This is a genomic window from Rhizobium sp. YTUHZ044 (assembly GCF_051123975.1).
GTDB lineage: Bacteria > Pseudomonadota > Alphaproteobacteria > Rhizobiales > Rhizobiaceae > Rhizobium.
In genome coordinates, this window is the sequence record NZ_CP101427.1 from 144,414 (window position 1) to 158,528 (window position 14,115).

Annotated in this window: 17 protein-coding genes; 7 read left to right on the top strand and 10 right to left on the bottom strand. The window is 61.2% G+C overall.

All coding sequences use genetic code 11. From position 1 onward, the window contains the following. Positions 1-176: 176 nt before the first annotated feature. Together NL154_RS23490 and NL154_RS23495 are read left to right on the top strand one after the other, a co-directional pair. The gene (locus NL154_RS23490) at positions 177-452 is read left to right on the top strand and encodes a type II toxin-antitoxin system ParD family antitoxin (protein ID WP_221147031.1); all 276 of its coding nucleotides are present in this window, start codon (positions 177-179) and stop codon (positions 450-452) included. Next, positions 433-783 (top strand): type II toxin-antitoxin system RelE/ParE family toxin, encoded by a 351-nt coding sequence (locus NL154_RS23495; RefSeq protein WP_434734355.1) that lies wholly within the window; start codon positions 433-435, stop codon positions 781-783. Before NL154_RS23490 ends, NL154_RS23495 begins: the two co-directional genes overlap by 20 nt. A 16-nt stretch (positions 784-799) precedes the next feature. Here NL154_RS23495 and NL154_RS23500 read toward each other — a convergent pair whose 3' ends face one another. From NL154_RS23500 to denD, 6 genes are all read right to left on the bottom strand, one after another. Continuing rightward, positions 800-1,699: a carbohydrate ABC transporter permease gene (locus NL154_RS23500; protein ID WP_221123496.1), complete on the bottom strand. Its 900-nt coding sequence runs from the start codon at positions 1,697-1,699 to the stop codon at positions 800-802. A 10-nt stretch (positions 1,700-1,709) separates the two neighbouring features. Continuing rightward, positions 1,710-2,636, bottom strand: coding sequence for a carbohydrate ABC transporter permease (locus NL154_RS23505; protein ID WP_210632003.1), 927 nt, complete (start codon positions 2,634-2,636; stop codon positions 1,710-1,712). Between the two features lie 82 nt (positions 2,637-2,718). Further along, complete coding sequence (locus NL154_RS23510; protein WP_221147032.1) at positions 2,719-4,023, bottom strand: ABC transporter substrate-binding protein; 1,305 nt, start codon at positions 4,021-4,023, stop codon at positions 2,719-2,721. A gap of 176 nt (positions 4,024-4,199) precedes the next feature. Beyond that, the gene (locus NL154_RS23515; protein WP_210632005.1) at positions 4,200-5,267 is read right to left on the bottom strand and encodes an ABC transporter ATP-binding protein; all 1,068 of its coding nucleotides are present in this window, start codon (positions 5,265-5,267) and stop codon (positions 4,200-4,202) included. 65 nt (positions 5,268-5,332) lie between these two features. After that, the gene (locus NL154_RS23520) at positions 5,333-6,106 is read right to left on the bottom strand and encodes an SDR family oxidoreductase (RefSeq protein WP_434734299.1); all 774 of its coding nucleotides are present in this window, start codon (positions 6,104-6,106) and stop codon (positions 5,333-5,335) included. Next, complete coding sequence (gene denD / locus NL154_RS23525; protein WP_434734300.1) at positions 6,103-7,089, bottom strand: D-erythronate dehydrogenase; 987 nt, start codon at positions 7,087-7,089, stop codon at positions 6,103-6,105. Before denD ends, NL154_RS23520 begins: the two co-directional genes overlap by 4 nt. Before the next feature lie 444 nt (positions 7,090-7,533). Here denD and NL154_RS23530 point away from each other — a divergent pair, with 444 nt between their 5' ends. Further along, positions 7,534-8,532, top strand: coding sequence for a LacI family DNA-binding transcriptional regulator (locus tag NL154_RS23530; RefSeq protein WP_210632008.1), 999 nt, complete (start codon positions 7,534-7,536; stop codon positions 8,530-8,532). Between the two features lie 51 nt (positions 8,533-8,583). Here NL154_RS23530 and NL154_RS23535 read toward each other — a convergent pair whose 3' ends face one another. Next, positions 8,584-9,057, bottom strand: a complete 474-nt coding sequence (locus NL154_RS23535; RefSeq protein ID WP_221147035.1) for an NUDIX domain-containing protein — start codon at positions 9,055-9,057, stop codon at positions 8,584-8,586. A gap of 97 nt (positions 9,058-9,154) precedes the next feature. Between NL154_RS23535 and NL154_RS23540 the strand changes: the two genes are divergently transcribed. The 4 genes from NL154_RS23540 (at position 9,155) to NL154_RS23555 (ending at position 11,677) form a co-directional block, all read left to right on the top strand. Next, on the top strand, positions 9,155-9,976 hold the full coding sequence (locus NL154_RS23540; protein WP_221164055.1) for a DUF1206 domain-containing protein: 822 nt from the start codon (positions 9,155-9,157) through the stop codon (positions 9,974-9,976). Between the two features lie 42 nt (positions 9,977-10,018). Continuing rightward, positions 10,019-10,516: a metallophosphoesterase family protein gene (locus NL154_RS23545; RefSeq protein WP_221164056.1), complete on the top strand. Its 498-nt coding sequence runs from the start codon at positions 10,019-10,021 to the stop codon at positions 10,514-10,516. Beyond that, positions 10,516-11,058, top strand: coding sequence for a GXWXG domain-containing protein (locus NL154_RS23550; protein WP_434734356.1), 543 nt, complete (start codon positions 10,516-10,518; stop codon positions 11,056-11,058). The genes NL154_RS23545 and NL154_RS23550 overlap by 1 nt, the downstream gene beginning before the upstream one ends. Positions 11,059-11,158: 100 nt before the next feature. After that, positions 11,159-11,677: a hypothetical protein gene (locus NL154_RS23555; protein ID WP_434734357.1), complete on the top strand. Its 519-nt coding sequence runs from the start codon at positions 11,159-11,161 to the stop codon at positions 11,675-11,677. A 46-nt stretch (positions 11,678-11,723) separates the two neighbouring features. On the opposite strand, the gene NL154_RS23560 is transcribed toward NL154_RS23555, so the two are convergent. From NL154_RS23560 to NL154_RS23570, 3 genes are all read right to left on the bottom strand, one after another. Next, positions 11,724-11,909, bottom strand: a complete 186-nt coding sequence (locus NL154_RS23560; RefSeq protein WP_221147161.1) for a hypothetical protein — start codon at positions 11,907-11,909, stop codon at positions 11,724-11,726. Between the two features lie 101 nt (positions 11,910-12,010). After that, positions 12,011-12,367: a response regulator gene (locus tag NL154_RS23565; protein WP_434734301.1), complete on the bottom strand. Its 357-nt coding sequence runs from the start codon at positions 12,365-12,367 to the stop codon at positions 12,011-12,013. A gap of 2 nt (positions 12,368-12,369) precedes the next feature. Then, positions 12,370-14,058 carry a sensor histidine kinase gene (locus NL154_RS23570; RefSeq protein ID WP_434734302.1) on the bottom strand — a complete coding sequence of 563 codons (1,689 nt, stop codon included), beginning with the start codon at positions 14,056-14,058 and terminating at the stop codon, positions 12,370-12,372. Positions 14,059-14,115 lie beyond the last annotated feature (57 nt).

The window sequence follows — 14,115 nt, forward strand, 5'->3', positions numbered from 1 at the left end:
GGCACAATATTGCCCGTGGCTGTAAAGCAGACGAAACTCGTTTCTCTGGAAAGTGCGGTTTTAGTAGCAAAAACGGCCAATGGTGGGGCCTGCCTTCAATGACGACAGATGAAAGCTTTCGTCACGTCGACAAATGTGCTACTGAGTAGCAAACTCGGCTCGATGGAGATAAACCGATGAGTGTCAAATCGTCGATCTCGCTGACCGACCAGCAGGACGCGTTTGCCCGGTCGCTGGTGGAGAGCGGCCGGTATTCCAGCATGAGTTCCGTTCTTCAGCAGGGCCTAGAGCTTCTCCGCGTAAAGACGGAAAGCGAGACCGTCGAAACGGCAGCGCTTCACGAATTAATCCAGCGGCGTTTGAACGGCCCGAGGATTTCCACGACGGAAATGGAAAGCCGCGTCGAGACAATGATCGACCGGAAGCGGCGGGCTGATCGTGTGGACCCTTGAATATTCCGAGGATGTCGAACGCGATTTTGAGTTGATTTGTGATCATCTCTTCGACTCCTATGTCGAACTCGGAGACTCGCCTGACGAGGCTTTGGAGCGTACCGCTGAACGAATCCGTAAATCGCGTGTCGAAATCGACCGTCTCGTCGATACGCCTTATATCGGGACATTGCGCCCCGACATTTACCCTGGCATCCGTTTTCTTCGGAGGGACAAGACGGCGGTCTGGTTCTTGCCCGTAGAAAATAATCGCAAGATCGTTATTGCTGCGATTTTCTACGGTGCTCAGGACCATATCAGACATATGCTTGCGCGTATGCTGGCGAGATAAGGTTGAAGGGTTCAGATCACTCCTTCACCGCGCCTGTCATCGAAGACACATAATAGTCGACGAAGAACGAATAGAGGATAACGACCGGCAGCGAGCCGAAAAGCGCACCCGCCATCAGCGATCCCCATTCGAAGACGTCGCCGCGCACCAGTTCGGTCAGGACGCCGACCGGAATGGTCTTGTTCTCAGAGGACTGGATGAATGTCAGCGCGTAGATAAACTCGTTCCAGGAGAGCGTGAAGGCGAAGATGCCGGCCGAGATCAGGCCCGGCACGGCAAGCGGCAGGATGATCTTGACCAGGATCTGCCAGCGGTTGGCACCGTCCACCAGCGCGCTTTCCTCGAGCTCGAACGGGATCGAGCGGAAATAGCCCATCAGCAGCCAGGTGCAGAAGGGAATGAGGAACGTCGGATAGGTGAAGATCAGCGCCAGCCGCGAATCGTAGATGCCGAGCTTGAAGACGATGAAGGCGAGCGGGATGAACAGGATCGACGGCGGAATAAGATAGGCGAGAAAGATGACGAGGCCGATCTGGCGCGAGCCGGTGAAGCGCACACGCTCGATCGCATAGGCGCCGAACACCGAGGCGACCAGCGACAGCGCCGTCGACCCCACGGCCACCAGCATCGTGTTCCACAGCCACCCGGGATAGGATGTCTCGAGGAAGAGGTACTTGATGTGGTCGAGCGTCGGCCCGACCACCCAGAAGGGGCTGTAATTGTTGTAGTCGGTCAGCTGTTCGTTCGGCTTCACGGCGGTGATCGCCATCCAGTAGAAGGGAAAGAGCAGCACGAAGACGAAGACGGCCATCGGCAGGTAGAGCATCGCCACGCGCCGCGGCAGGCGGTTCAGATAGCTCATGCCCTCGGCATTGTCGGTCAGGACCTCATCGGCGGGTTTGAGATTGGTCGACATGGTTTGCTCCTCAATCCTGTCCGCCCTGCTGCCATTTGCGGCGTTGCAGACCGAAGAAACTGAACATGATGGCGCCGAGCAGGAAGGGTATCATGGCGACGGCGATGGCCGCCCCCTCGCCGAGCTGCCCGCCCGGAATGCCGCGCTGGAAGGAGAGTGTGGCCATCAGATGCGTGGCGTTAACAGGCCCGCCCTTGGTCAGCACGTAGATCAGCTGGAAATCCGTGAAGGTGAAGAGCACTGAGAAGGTCATGACGACGGCGATGATCGGTGTCAGCATCGGCAGCGTCACATAGCGGAAGCGCTGCCAGCTCGTGGCGCCGTCGAGCGAGGCCGCCTCCTGCAGCGAGGCCGGAATGGTCTGCAGGCCGGCAAGCAGCGAGATCGCCACGAAGGGGATGCCGCGCCAGACATTGGCGACGATGACCGATATCCGCGCATTGGTGGGATCACCGAGGAAGTTGATCGGCGCGCTGATCAGCCCGAGCTTCATCAGCGACCACGAGATGATCGAGAACTGGGAATCGTAGATCCACCAGAAGGCCAGCGCCGAAAGCACCGTCGGCACCACCCACGGCAACAGCACGATCGCTCGAAAGAAGGATTTGAACGGAAGGTGCTGGTTCAGGAGCAGCGCCAGCCAGAGGCCGAGCGCGAATTTCAGCGCCGAGGCGATGACCGTGTAAAGAATGGTGTTGAAGACCGACAGCCAGAAAACCGCGTCATCGGCCAGGAACTCATAGTTCTCCAGGCCGACGAAGATGCCGTCCCGGCCGATCCGCGTGTCGGTAAAACCAAGCCAGACGCCGAGCCCCAGGGGATAGGTGAGAAAGCAAACAAGGAACACCGCAGCCGGCAGCATGAAGAGGAAGCCGAGCACGTTGTTGTTCTGCATCAGCGAGGGGCCGCGCTTATCCCCCGAGTTCAAGGTCGACATTGCTTATCTCCAGATTGCATTCAGTCCTTGAGGAGCTCGCGGCATGCCGGATACCAGGCATGCCGCATGTCCCGGCTCCGGATCAGACGCGGTAGTAGCGATTTGCCCGGCGCTCGGCTTCCTTCATCGCGTCCTCGGGCGACTTCTGGCCGGTGACGGCGGCGGCATACATGTCGACCAGCACGTAGTCCGCCATGGTCGCCGCCGAGGCGTAGCCGAGCGGGCCGGCATAACCGTTCGGGCGCAGTTTTTCCGAGGCGAGCGCATAGGGCGCGTGGACCGGGTCGGCAGTCCAGATCGGGTTCTTGGCGAAGGCCTTGAGCGGCTGGCAGCAATAGGCGCTGGAGCCCTGGATCCAGGCATTCATCTGATCGGCTTCCATCATGAACTTGATGTAGGCCTTGGCGGCTTCCGGATATTTGCTGTGCTTGAAGAGCAGGAGCGAGCTCGTCTGGAAAAGCTCGACGCTCTTGCCGACCGGTCCGATCGGGAAATTCGTCGTGCGGATGTCCTTGGCGATCTCGGCGAGCTTCGGATCGTTCTTGGCCGTGTAATAGACCGAGACGCCGTTGGCGATCAGCGATACCTGGCCGGCGAGGAAGGCGCGGTTGTTGTTGACATCCAGCCAGCTTTCCGTGCCCGGAATGAAGGTCGCGTAGAGTTCCTTGGCATAGTTGATCGAGGCGAGCGTTTCCGGGCTGTTGATCGTCACCGTGCCGCTTTCGTCGACCATTTTGCCGCCATGGCTCCAGAGCAGCCAATGGGCATAGTTGTTGCCGTCGCCGACCGCCTTGCCGTGCGGGAAACCGGCGGGCGTGCCCTTTGCCTTCATCGCCTTGCAAAGCTCGAGGAAGCCTGCGGTATCGTTCGGGAATTCGTTGAAGCCGGCCGCCTTGACATGGCTGTCGCGATAGACCACGGCATTGCCGATCGTCGTCAGCGGCATGGCGATGAACTTGTCGTCACGGGTGGCGTAACCCTTCAGGCCGTCGTACCAGCCTTCGTACTTGTTGCCGAGATAGTTGCCGAGTTCCGTGAGATCGACCAGCTTGTCCGGATATTGATGCGCGTCGTCGAACCAGCACATGATGAGATCCGGACCGGAGCCGACATTGGCGGCAACGGCGGCTTTCGGACGGATGTCCTCCCAGCTCTCCTTGTCGATGCGCACTTCCACGCCGGTGGCTTCAGTGAACTTCTTGGTATTGGCAAGCCAGGCCTCCTCATCGCCCTTCACGAAAGGCGTCCAGCGCAGCAACCGCAGGCTGGCGCCGCTTTCCGGCGTGTAGGTCGGTTCGGCCTGCGCAAAGGACGGCTTGATGCCGAGACCTGCGACACCGGCAACGGCTGCCGATGCAGCAAGAAATTCACGTCTCTTGATCGTCATGAGATTCCTCCTCATTGAAACAGCGGGAGCAATTCTCCGGCATTCACCTCCCGCTTGGTGAACGGCGGCCTGGCATCCGCGATACGGAAAGCTTGTGCTCCCGTGGGGGCTCACCCCTCGAATGCTTGCGCTCCGGCGGAACGGGAGACTCCTCCTCTCCCCTTGTCCCGCCGGCGTCAGTCGGTCAATCGCATGCCGCCTTCGGCGTCGAAGAGATGGACATGCTTGGCGTCGATCGCCACCCGGATGGCTTCGCCCGGGCGGGCATCGACACGTTCGCGGAAGACGCAGCTGACATCGCTGCCGCCGAGGCGGACGGTCAGATGCGTCTCGTAGCCGGTCGGTTCGATCACCACGATCTCGGCCGGCAGTCCGTTGGGATCGAGCGAGATGTATTCGGGGCGCAGCCCGTAGACGAGGTCGCGGCCGATAGCGCTCGCCGGTGGATTGGCGACAGGCAGCCGCGTGCCGTTGGCGGCGACGAACTGGCTGGGGTTCTCCGGATCGAGTCTGCCGTGGATCATGTTCATCGCCGGCGAGCCGATGAAGCCGCCGACAAAGAGATTGGCGGGGCGGTCGTAGAGCTCGAGCGGGCTGCCGATCTGCTCGACGATGCCGTCATGCATGACGACGATCTTGTCGGCCATCGTCATCGCCTCGATCTGATCATGGGTGACGTAGACGGTCGTCGTTTTCAGGCGCTGATGCAGTTCCTTGATCTCGGCGCGCATGGCGACGCGCAGTTTCGCATCGAGGTTGGACAGCGGCTCATCGAACAGGAAGACCTCCGGATTGCGCACGATGGCGCGGCCCATGGCGACGCGCTGGCGCTGACCGCCGGAAAGCTGGCGCGGATAACGGTCGAGCAACTTGTCGAGGCCGAGGATGCCAGCGGCATATTTCACCCGCTTTTCGGCCTCCGCCTTCGGCGATTTGTTGAGCATGAGCGAGAAGCCCATGTTCTGCTCCACCGTCATATGCGGGTAGAGCGCATAATTCTGGAACACCATGGCAATGTCGCGGTCCTTCGGCGGCAGCGTGTTGACCACGCGCCCGCCGATCTTGATCTCGCCGCCGGAAATGTTCTCGAGCCCTGCCAGCATCCTCAGAAGCGTGGACTTGCCGCAGCCCGAAGGGCCGACGAGGATGACGAATTCGCCGTCGGCGATATCGATGTCCACTCCCTTGATGACAGGATGCGCACCGAACGATTTCCGGACATCCGCGAATTGAACGTTTGCCATACTCCCTCCTCCCAGATCATGAGCACTGCATATATGTCGTTTTCAGCCGGCGGCAGCCCGCCGATTCACCCCCGTCCGACAAAGGGCATTTTCGTCGCCATGACAGTCATGGTCAGTACATTGGCGCTGAGCGGCAGGCTGGCCATGTAGACGACCGCGTCGGCAATATGGGCCGGATCGATCGTCGCCTCCGCGGCGATGCTGCCGTTCGCCTGCAGCACGCCGGCCGCAATTTTCGTCGTCATGTCACTGGCGGCATTGCCAATATCGATCTGGCCGCAGGCGATGTCGAATTCGCGCCCGTCAAGGGCGGTGGATTTGGTCAGGCCCGTGATGGCGTGCTTCGTGGCGGTGTAAGGCGCGGAATTCGGGCGCGGTGTCGTGGCCGAGACCGAGCCGTTGTTGATGATGCGCCCGCCGCGCGGGGTCTGGTTCTTCATCAGCCGGAAGGCCTGCTGGGTGCAGAGAAAGGCGCCGGTGAGATTGGCGGCGACGATGGCGCTCCACTGCTCGAAGGAAACCTCTTCGAGGGCCACGCCGGGCACGGTGACGCCGGCATTGTTGACCAGGAGGTCGAGCCGTCCGTATCTCTCCGAGATCGCATCGAACAGAGTCCGCACCGAAGCGGGGTCGCCGACATCGGCGGGAGCTGCGAAAAACTCGGCCCCCGTTTCGCTGCCTAGCTCACTCGCGGCCTTTTCAAGCACATCGGCCCGTCGTCCTGAAATCACGACCCTGTAGCCGGCAGCGCCGAGTCCCCTCGATATGGCGCGCCCGACGCCGGTGCCACCGCCAGTGACAAGCGCGATCCTTGCTTCTCCGCTCGCCGCTGTGCTCACGCAATCCTCCCGCCGAGTTCATCCTCGATATGCACCTGCAGAATTTCGTCGAAGCTCGTTTCCGCCGTAAAACCGAGCGCAGAAGCCCTCGTCGCATCGAACTGCGTCGGCCAGCCGGCGACAATGCGTTCGATCACCGGATCGGGCACGCGTTTGATGAGGGCGACCGCCTTGTCGCCGGCCATTCGGCGCAGTGCGTCAATCTCTTCGGAGACCAGCGCGGAAAGGCCCGGCATGGTCAGGTTGCGGCGCGCGCCGATCCTCGTCGTATCGATCGTCGCGGCATGGACGAAAAAGCCGACGGCCGCGCGCGGACTGGCAAACCAGTGCCGCACGCTGTCGCTGACCGGCAATACGGCTTCCCTGCCGACGAGCGGCTCGCGCAGAATGTTGGAGAAGAACCCGGAGGCCGCCTTGTTCGGTGCGCCGGGGCGCACGCAGATGGTCGGCAGCCGGATGCCAATGCCGTCGAAGATGCCACGGCGGGAATAATCGGCAAGCAGCAGTTCGGCAATCGCCTTCTGGGTGCCGTAGCTCGTCAGCGGCGTGGTGAAGAATTCGTCGGGAATGACCTCCGGAAACGGCGTGCCGAAGACGGCGATCGAAGAGGCGAAGACGACGCGCGGGACGTAGGTGGTCTTGAGGCCGAGCTGGCGGATTGCATCGAACAGGGCGCGCGTGCCGTCGAGATTGACCGCGTAGCCCTTGTCGAAATCCGCTTCGGCCTCACCCGATACGATGGCGGCCAGATGGAAGATCAGTTCCGGCTGGCCCTCGATCAGCCGGTCGGCCGCGCCGGCGCCGGCGAGATCCACCGTCAGCGCGGTGGTCACGGACCGGAGCGCTTCCGGCACCGGCGGCGGAAAAGCGTCTGCCAGGGTCAGCCGGGTGACAGGCCGGCCGAAAGTGAGCGGCTCACGCTCAATCCTCTCAACCAGCTTACGGCCAACCATGCCGGCGGCGCCCAGAATCATCACATGCATATCGGCTCTTCCTCCCGTCGGCCGGTGTATTCGATCAAGATCGCGCTGCGCGTCCTATGGTTCGTGCGCTCACTCCTGGCCAGTGTCACGGCGATCCGGGACCGGCCTGATCGGACTATGCCCGATCGAATTCAGATAGATTTGCAACCTGCGGGTCAAGTCCTTGACCGATCCGGAGGCACCAGCAATCGTACATGTGTCGGATATCAGACCCTCAGGTGCCCTGCCCGCTCAGCGCATCGGACATGATCCGAGACAGCGGTCTTGTCATTCGTCCGCATGGCTTCTCCTCCCGTTTCCGATAGCTGTTATCGATACCGGTATCGGTAACAACGCCCATTTTTGCGTTTCCTGTCAAGTAGTGAGTGTTTTCCTTTTTTTGAAAAAGGCCTATGAATTTGACGTTGCCCGCTGGCGAGGCAGTTCGACGATGGGGTCGGTGCAATGCATAAATCGACACTGGAAGAAGTTGCCGCTGCGGCCGGCGTCAGCAAGATGACGGCATCGCGCGCTCTTCGCGGCGCCGCCGACGTCTCCAAGGAGACCCGCGAAAAAGTGCTTGAGCAGGCCGAGCGGTTAAATTACGTCGGCAACCGGCTGGCGCTCTCACTGTCGTCGCAGCGCACCAATCTTGTCGCCGTCGTCGTTCCCAGCATGTCCAACATCGTCTTTCCCGAAATGCTGGCGGGCATTTCGGCCGGGCTGCGAGGATCAGGCATGCAGGCGGTGTTCGGCATCTCCGATTATGATATGGCGAAGGAGCGCGAGATCATTCGCGACATGCTCTCCTGGCGCCCTGCCGCCATCATCGTGACGGGTCTCGATCAGCCGGCAGAAACGGTGAGAATGCTGCAGAATGCCGCGATTCCCGTCATCCAACTGATGGACCTCGACGGTACCCCCATCGATTTCAACGTCGGTCTATCTCATGGCAAGGCCGGAGAAGAGATGGCAAAAGCGCTGTTGGCGGCCGGCCGGCGGCGGTTCGGGTATATCGGCAGCGCGATCGACAGGGATCTGCGCGCCGGCAAGCGGAAAGCCGGCTTCGAGAAAGTGCTGCGCGAGAGCGGCCTTTCTTTCGTGGACGAGCGGTTCAACGCCGCCTATTCCTCGGTGGCGCACGGCAAGCGGCTGTCGATGTCGATGCTCGCGGCGACGAGAGATCTCGACTGCATCTATTATTCCAACGACGACATGGCAACCGGCGGCGTCTTTGCGTGCCTGGAACTCGGCATTTCCAGCCCTGCGGAAATCCTGATCGCCGGATTCAATGGGCTGGATGTCGCCAGCGCCCTCCCCGTCAGGATCGCGACTTCGATTTCGCCACGGCGTCAGATGGGCGAAGTCGCTGCTGCGCTTCTGCTCGCTGCGAGCAGCGGCGACGGAAGTCAGATATCCGAAAAAATTATCGCCTTCACTCCCGAGATCACCGGGGTCGATTGAGGCATTTGCAGCCTCGGCTTGTCGAAGCAGAATCATGGCTGAGACTCCGGTTCACTGGTCTCGACCGAGCTGCGTAACGAGATCGGCAAGCATGGGGAGCTGGCCCTTGAGAATTTTGATCTCAGCTTCTGGGGTAGGAAACCATCCCGCGCGATCGACCTCGGGAAAAGCCTGGATGCGGCCCGATCGTGGTGGCCATTCGATCTGAAACTCCGAACTCCGCACCGTCTCGACATCAAGCGCCGCGTTCGCCTCCACCGACCAGACGACCACCACTTTTCCGCCGGGTTGGCGATATTCACCGAGCGGGGCGAAGCTTCCTTGAATTTCGACGCCGAGCTCCTCCTGCGCCTCCCGGATCGCTGCCGACAATTCGTCTTCGCCGGCTTCGATCAAACCTTTCGGAATAGACCATGCGCCCTCGTCCTTCTTCGCCCAGAAGGGACCGCCGGGATGGACGAGCAGGACCTCCAGCCTCGTCTCGCAAAGGCGGTAGATGAGAAGCCCGGCGCTACGGACCGGCATCGACGCCCCCCTCAATGATCATGGTCTTTCCTCGATGACAACTTTCCACGCGGTGGCGCGTTAGAGGTGACAGCCACACAGACGCGCGGAGAATATCATGCCCAAAGAATTTCGTTTCGACCTGCTTGCCAAGAGCGGCTATGTGGCGCGCGGCGTCGTATTCCTCCTTGTGGCGGGCCTCGCCCTCTTTTCCGGCGTCGCCGGGGGGAAGCCGGAAACGAAGTCGGCACTTTCGACGCTTCTCGCACAGCCCTTCGGCCGCGTCTGGGTTGGGCTCATCGGCATCGGACTTCTCGGTTTCGTCGCCTGGCGACTGGCGCAGTCGCTCGCCGACAGCGACGGCCATGGCCGCGACGCCAAGGCCATCGCCATCCGCACGGTTTTCTTCGGCAGCGCCGTCGTCTATCTCGGCCTTGCCGGTTATGCGCTGGGTCACGCACTCTTCAGCGGCGGCGGGAGCCAGCAATCTGGTGAGAAAGGGTTGGCAGAATGGATCATGTCGCAGCCGTTCGGCGCCTATCTTGCCGTAGCCGTCGGCCTCGGCTTCATCATCGGCGGGGTCGTGACGGCAGCCAAGGGCATCAGCAAGAAATTCGAGCGCTATCTCAGACTTGCGGACGTCAGCGGCGTGGTGACCTCGGTCTGCGTATACGGCCTCGTCGCCCGCGGCGTCGTCTTCGTGATCAGCGGAATCTTCTTCGCCTATGCAGGGTTTCGCGTTGATCCTCAGCAGGCAGGCAGCATGGCGGACGCGCTCGAATGGGTGAGACAGCTTCCTTTCGGCTCGATCCTCTATATCGCCGTCGCAATCGGACTGGCGGCCTTCGGGATCTATAACCTCGTCGAAGCGCGCTATCGCGTCGTGCACAGCCCGTCCTTTGATGACGTCAAGCAATCGATCCCCACCCCTGGCCATTAGCAAACGGCTTCCCAAGCGGGCGGGCTGCGCCATCTCTGTCAAATGATCTACTTCACCGGCGATACCCATTTCGCAGATCCCCGCGTCCTTCGCATCGACCGACGCCCCTTTCCCGACATGACGTCGCATGACGTGACCCTGATCCGCAACTGGAACGAGATTATTGGTCCGCAGGACGACATCTGGCATCTCGGTGACTTCATGTCGTCTCGCGGCGGGGACTGTGACCAGCTCCTTTCGATGCTGAACGGGCGAAAGCACCTGATCATTGGGAATAATGATCCCGCGACGACGACCGCGGCGAAGGGATGGACAAGCATTCAGCACTACAGCGAGATGACGCTGGACGATCATCTGCTGATCCTGTGCCATTATCCGTTCCGCACCTGGAACAAGATGGGTAAGAAGTCGATCAATCTGCACGGACATTCCCACGGTCGCCTCAAGCCCCTGCCCCGCCAGTACGATGTGGGCGTCGATGCGCAGGGCCTCAGGCCGGTGTCGCTGCAAGCCCTGTTGTCAACGAAGGCGGGGTCATGATGCCGCTGAAGAGCGCTAAGCGACAGGACGAAATGACAGCCTGGTTTTCCTCGCTGCCGCCGGTCCAGCCGACCGAGATGCTCGGCCTGTGGCGAGGTGCGGGCATCCCATCGGATCACCCGCTCGACGGCGTCCTCGAGAACCTCGGCTGGTTCGGGAAGCGGTTTCACGTCGACATGCGCGCGGACGCCCTCCTCTTTCAGTGGCGGTCGGATCGGCTGGTGGCGATCGACCCCGGCATTTTTCCGATCAGCCTGGCCATCAAGGCGGCGCCGTTCGGCCGCACTCGGATCGCCCGGAACTGGTTCTCCTATCTGCAGAAGGCGCTCCGGGCGCGGGGTACGACCGCGTCGCTGAAGCTTCGGACCTTCGATAACCTCACCACAGCTGCTATGATCTACGACAGGCAGCCAATCGCCGACTATTTCCGCAGGACGGGAGACGACGAGGTCGCTGGTATGATGTTCGTCGACGGCGATGCCCGTCGTTATTTCTTCAAGCTCCGGAGAATCGATGCCGCGTCGAGGCGAGGGAGTGAATGAGGCGAGAAAGCAGGCTGCCGCCGCAATGGTTGCACGAAGCCTGCGGCGGGGAACAATCTGCTCCGCTCAGGTGTTAGGCCATGCAACCCGGGGGGATCTCATGCGTGCAGCTCTGATCGCGACTTTGCTCTCGCTCTCCTGCCTGCCGGCCAGGGCAACTGCCTCGGAGGCGGGATTTCTACAGTCGTTGGATGGGGACTGGAGGGGAACCGGAATGGTGCTGACCAAAATAGGCGGCCCGAATCTCAAAGTCTCCTGCACCCTTCGATCCGACGCAGACACATCGGCCGTATCGATGAGCGGGAAGTGTCGCGGCCTTGCGGTTTTCACCAGAACCTTCTCGGCGACGGTAAAGGCCGCCGGGGATGGTTATACCGGCAATTACGTAGGACCATCAGGACTGCCGTCGAAGCTTGCGGGGAACAGGAAAGGCACCGCCCTCAACCTGCGGGTGACTTGGGCGCGGCTGGTCAACGGCGACCGAGACGCAATGCTACTGATCGAAAAAATCGGGCAGAACAGGCTTCGACTGCAGACTGTCGACAAAGACCCTGCTTCCGGCCAGCCGGTCATCACCAGCCGCATCGATTTGCAGCGGCCTTCCATGGCAGAAAGATAGTCGGTCAGCCGCTGCGCTCAGCGGAGTGACGACTCGATCGTCGCCTTCAGTGCTTCTTGGCGCGATGATCGCCGCGGTCGCCCTCTCCGGGCTTCGCATCATTTTTCGCCCGGCGTCGCTTGTCTGCCGAGAGCGAGCGGCTGACCTCGACCGACTCGGTGAAACGACCCTGATCATCGCGACGGACGTAGCGCTTGTCGGTGCCTGTATCGATGAGTTCGCGTTTGGACATGGTGGTCTCCTTGTTGAAGCAGGGAAAACGCGCGAGATTCCAAAAGGATGCATCGACCAGCACCATTTCCAGTCGCGCAGCCGATGCCGCGGCCCGAAGCCCTAGGCGGCCATGCTGACAAGCGCATTGGTAAGCTGCCTGGTATCATAGGGCTTGGAGAAGAAGATGCCGCGCTCGGGCAAAGCATCCGCCTCCGGCTGCTTCATGCCGGAGACGATGATGATTTCCACGGGCGGCCAGCGATCACGGACCGCCTTTGCCAGCATCAAGCCATCCATGCTTCCCGGCATGTCGATATCGGTAAACAGGATCCGTATGCCGGGCACTCTTTCGAAAAGCATGAGCGCCTCGTCGGCATTGTGTGCCTCGAGCGCCTCAAGGCCTGCCTCCTCGACGATGGCGACCGCCATCATCAGCAGCAGAGCTTCGTCCTCGACCACGACTACCTTGTTTTTCATGTCTAGCTCGTATGCTTTACGTCCGGGCTCAGAGGGTCAACTTCGCCTTTGGCAACCGGTTCCGCGATCGAAAATATTACTTGGAAGACGAGGCCTTCGCTCCGGTAGTCCGCGCGGGATCGCGCCTGCGCCTTTGACGGGAAGGCACGTTCTATCAGCACCGAGCCGAAGCCTTTTTTCGTCGGCGTCGAGACCGGCGGTCCGCCGGCTTCCGTCCACAGAAGCAGGACGCGTCCATCCTCGTGCTTCCATTCGATGCTGACCGTTCCATTTTCGCTTCCGAGGCTTCCATATTTGGTTGCATTGGTCGCCAGCTCATGAATCACGAGCGAGAGCGGCAGGGCGGTGTCCGCCGGGAGAACCACATCCGGTCCGTCGAGATGAATGCGCTCGGCTTGCGAGGCGACATGCGCTCGCAGGGCTGCGGAAAGGATATCCCGAATGGGCGAAGCCGACCCCTCCCGCGACAGGATGAGGTCATAGGTGCCGGCGAGGGCTGCGAGCCTCTCGGCGAAGGAACCGTATCTCTCCGGATCGGACCGCGAAAAGGTTTGTCTGGCAATCGCCTGCACGAGCGTAAAGCCATTCTTGACGCGATGCGCCAGTTCGCGGACGAGAAGGCTCCGCTCCTCCTCCGCCTGCTGATTTTGCCGCCTGCGCTCTTCGAGTTCGTCGAGCAGCCGATCGAAGGTTGCGCCGACGAGCCCCAGCTCGTCCGGTCCCGTCATGCCGGTCCGCGCCGTCGTTTGGCCGCTGCGCCAGCTTTCCATCACATCGGCGATCCTCGAGATCGGTATCAGGATGAAGCGGTTACCGATAAAGATCGCGGCGACGAAGGCGAAAAGCGCACCGCCGATGATGGCGAGCGTATTCATCAGTGTCGCCCGGTCGATCGGGGCGAAGACCTCCGTTTTCGAGAAGCCGGCGCTGACATAGAGGGGGTTGGAAGGCAAGGCTATCGGGCGATAACCGAGGATGCGCGCTGTTCCGTCCCGGCCGGTGGTCTCGATGACATCAGGCTGTTCGGCGTGGATCAGCCGTTGGTATTCCTCCACCAAGATCGTACCGACGAACTGTTCGGGAGAGGGAACGTGGGCAATGATCACTCCCTTGGCGTCGGCGATCGTCACCGCATTGCCGGGAGCAATCCCGCGCTCGGTGATGCGATTCTGCAGCCAGTCCAGCCGGATTCCGCTGATGACGATGGCCTTGATGGTATCGCCTTCCATCAGTGGCATCGCGAGCGGCAGCACAGGGCGATCGGAAAGGCGGCTCTGCGTATAGGTGCCGACGACGAAGTCCTTGGTCTCCAGAGTCTGCCGGAAGTAATCGCGGTCGGAAAACATCACACCCTGTGGAAACGCCATGCTTCCGCAGATGGGATGCCCATCGAGGCCGGCGACGAAGATGGTGCGGATGTTGGGGATGCTTTCGACAACCGATTTCAGTGCATCGTTGCAAGCCTGGACGTCGAGATGCCGGACGGAAGGCATGGCGGATACGGCGACGAGAAGGGCGTGCAGACCCTCGATAATCCGCTCGACTTCCGACGAGGCTTGCCTCGCCGCCTGCGCCGCGGAGGCACGCACTTCCTCGTTGCGCTGATGGCGAAGCGCGACTTCGTTGTAGACGAGCATCGCAACCACCGGCGCCAGCGCCGCGACCGCAACTGCAACCAGTTTGAGCCTCATCCTGCCCCCTCTCGGAAAAGAGTTGGTAGCATGATCGAGACGATCCGGCCCAGACCG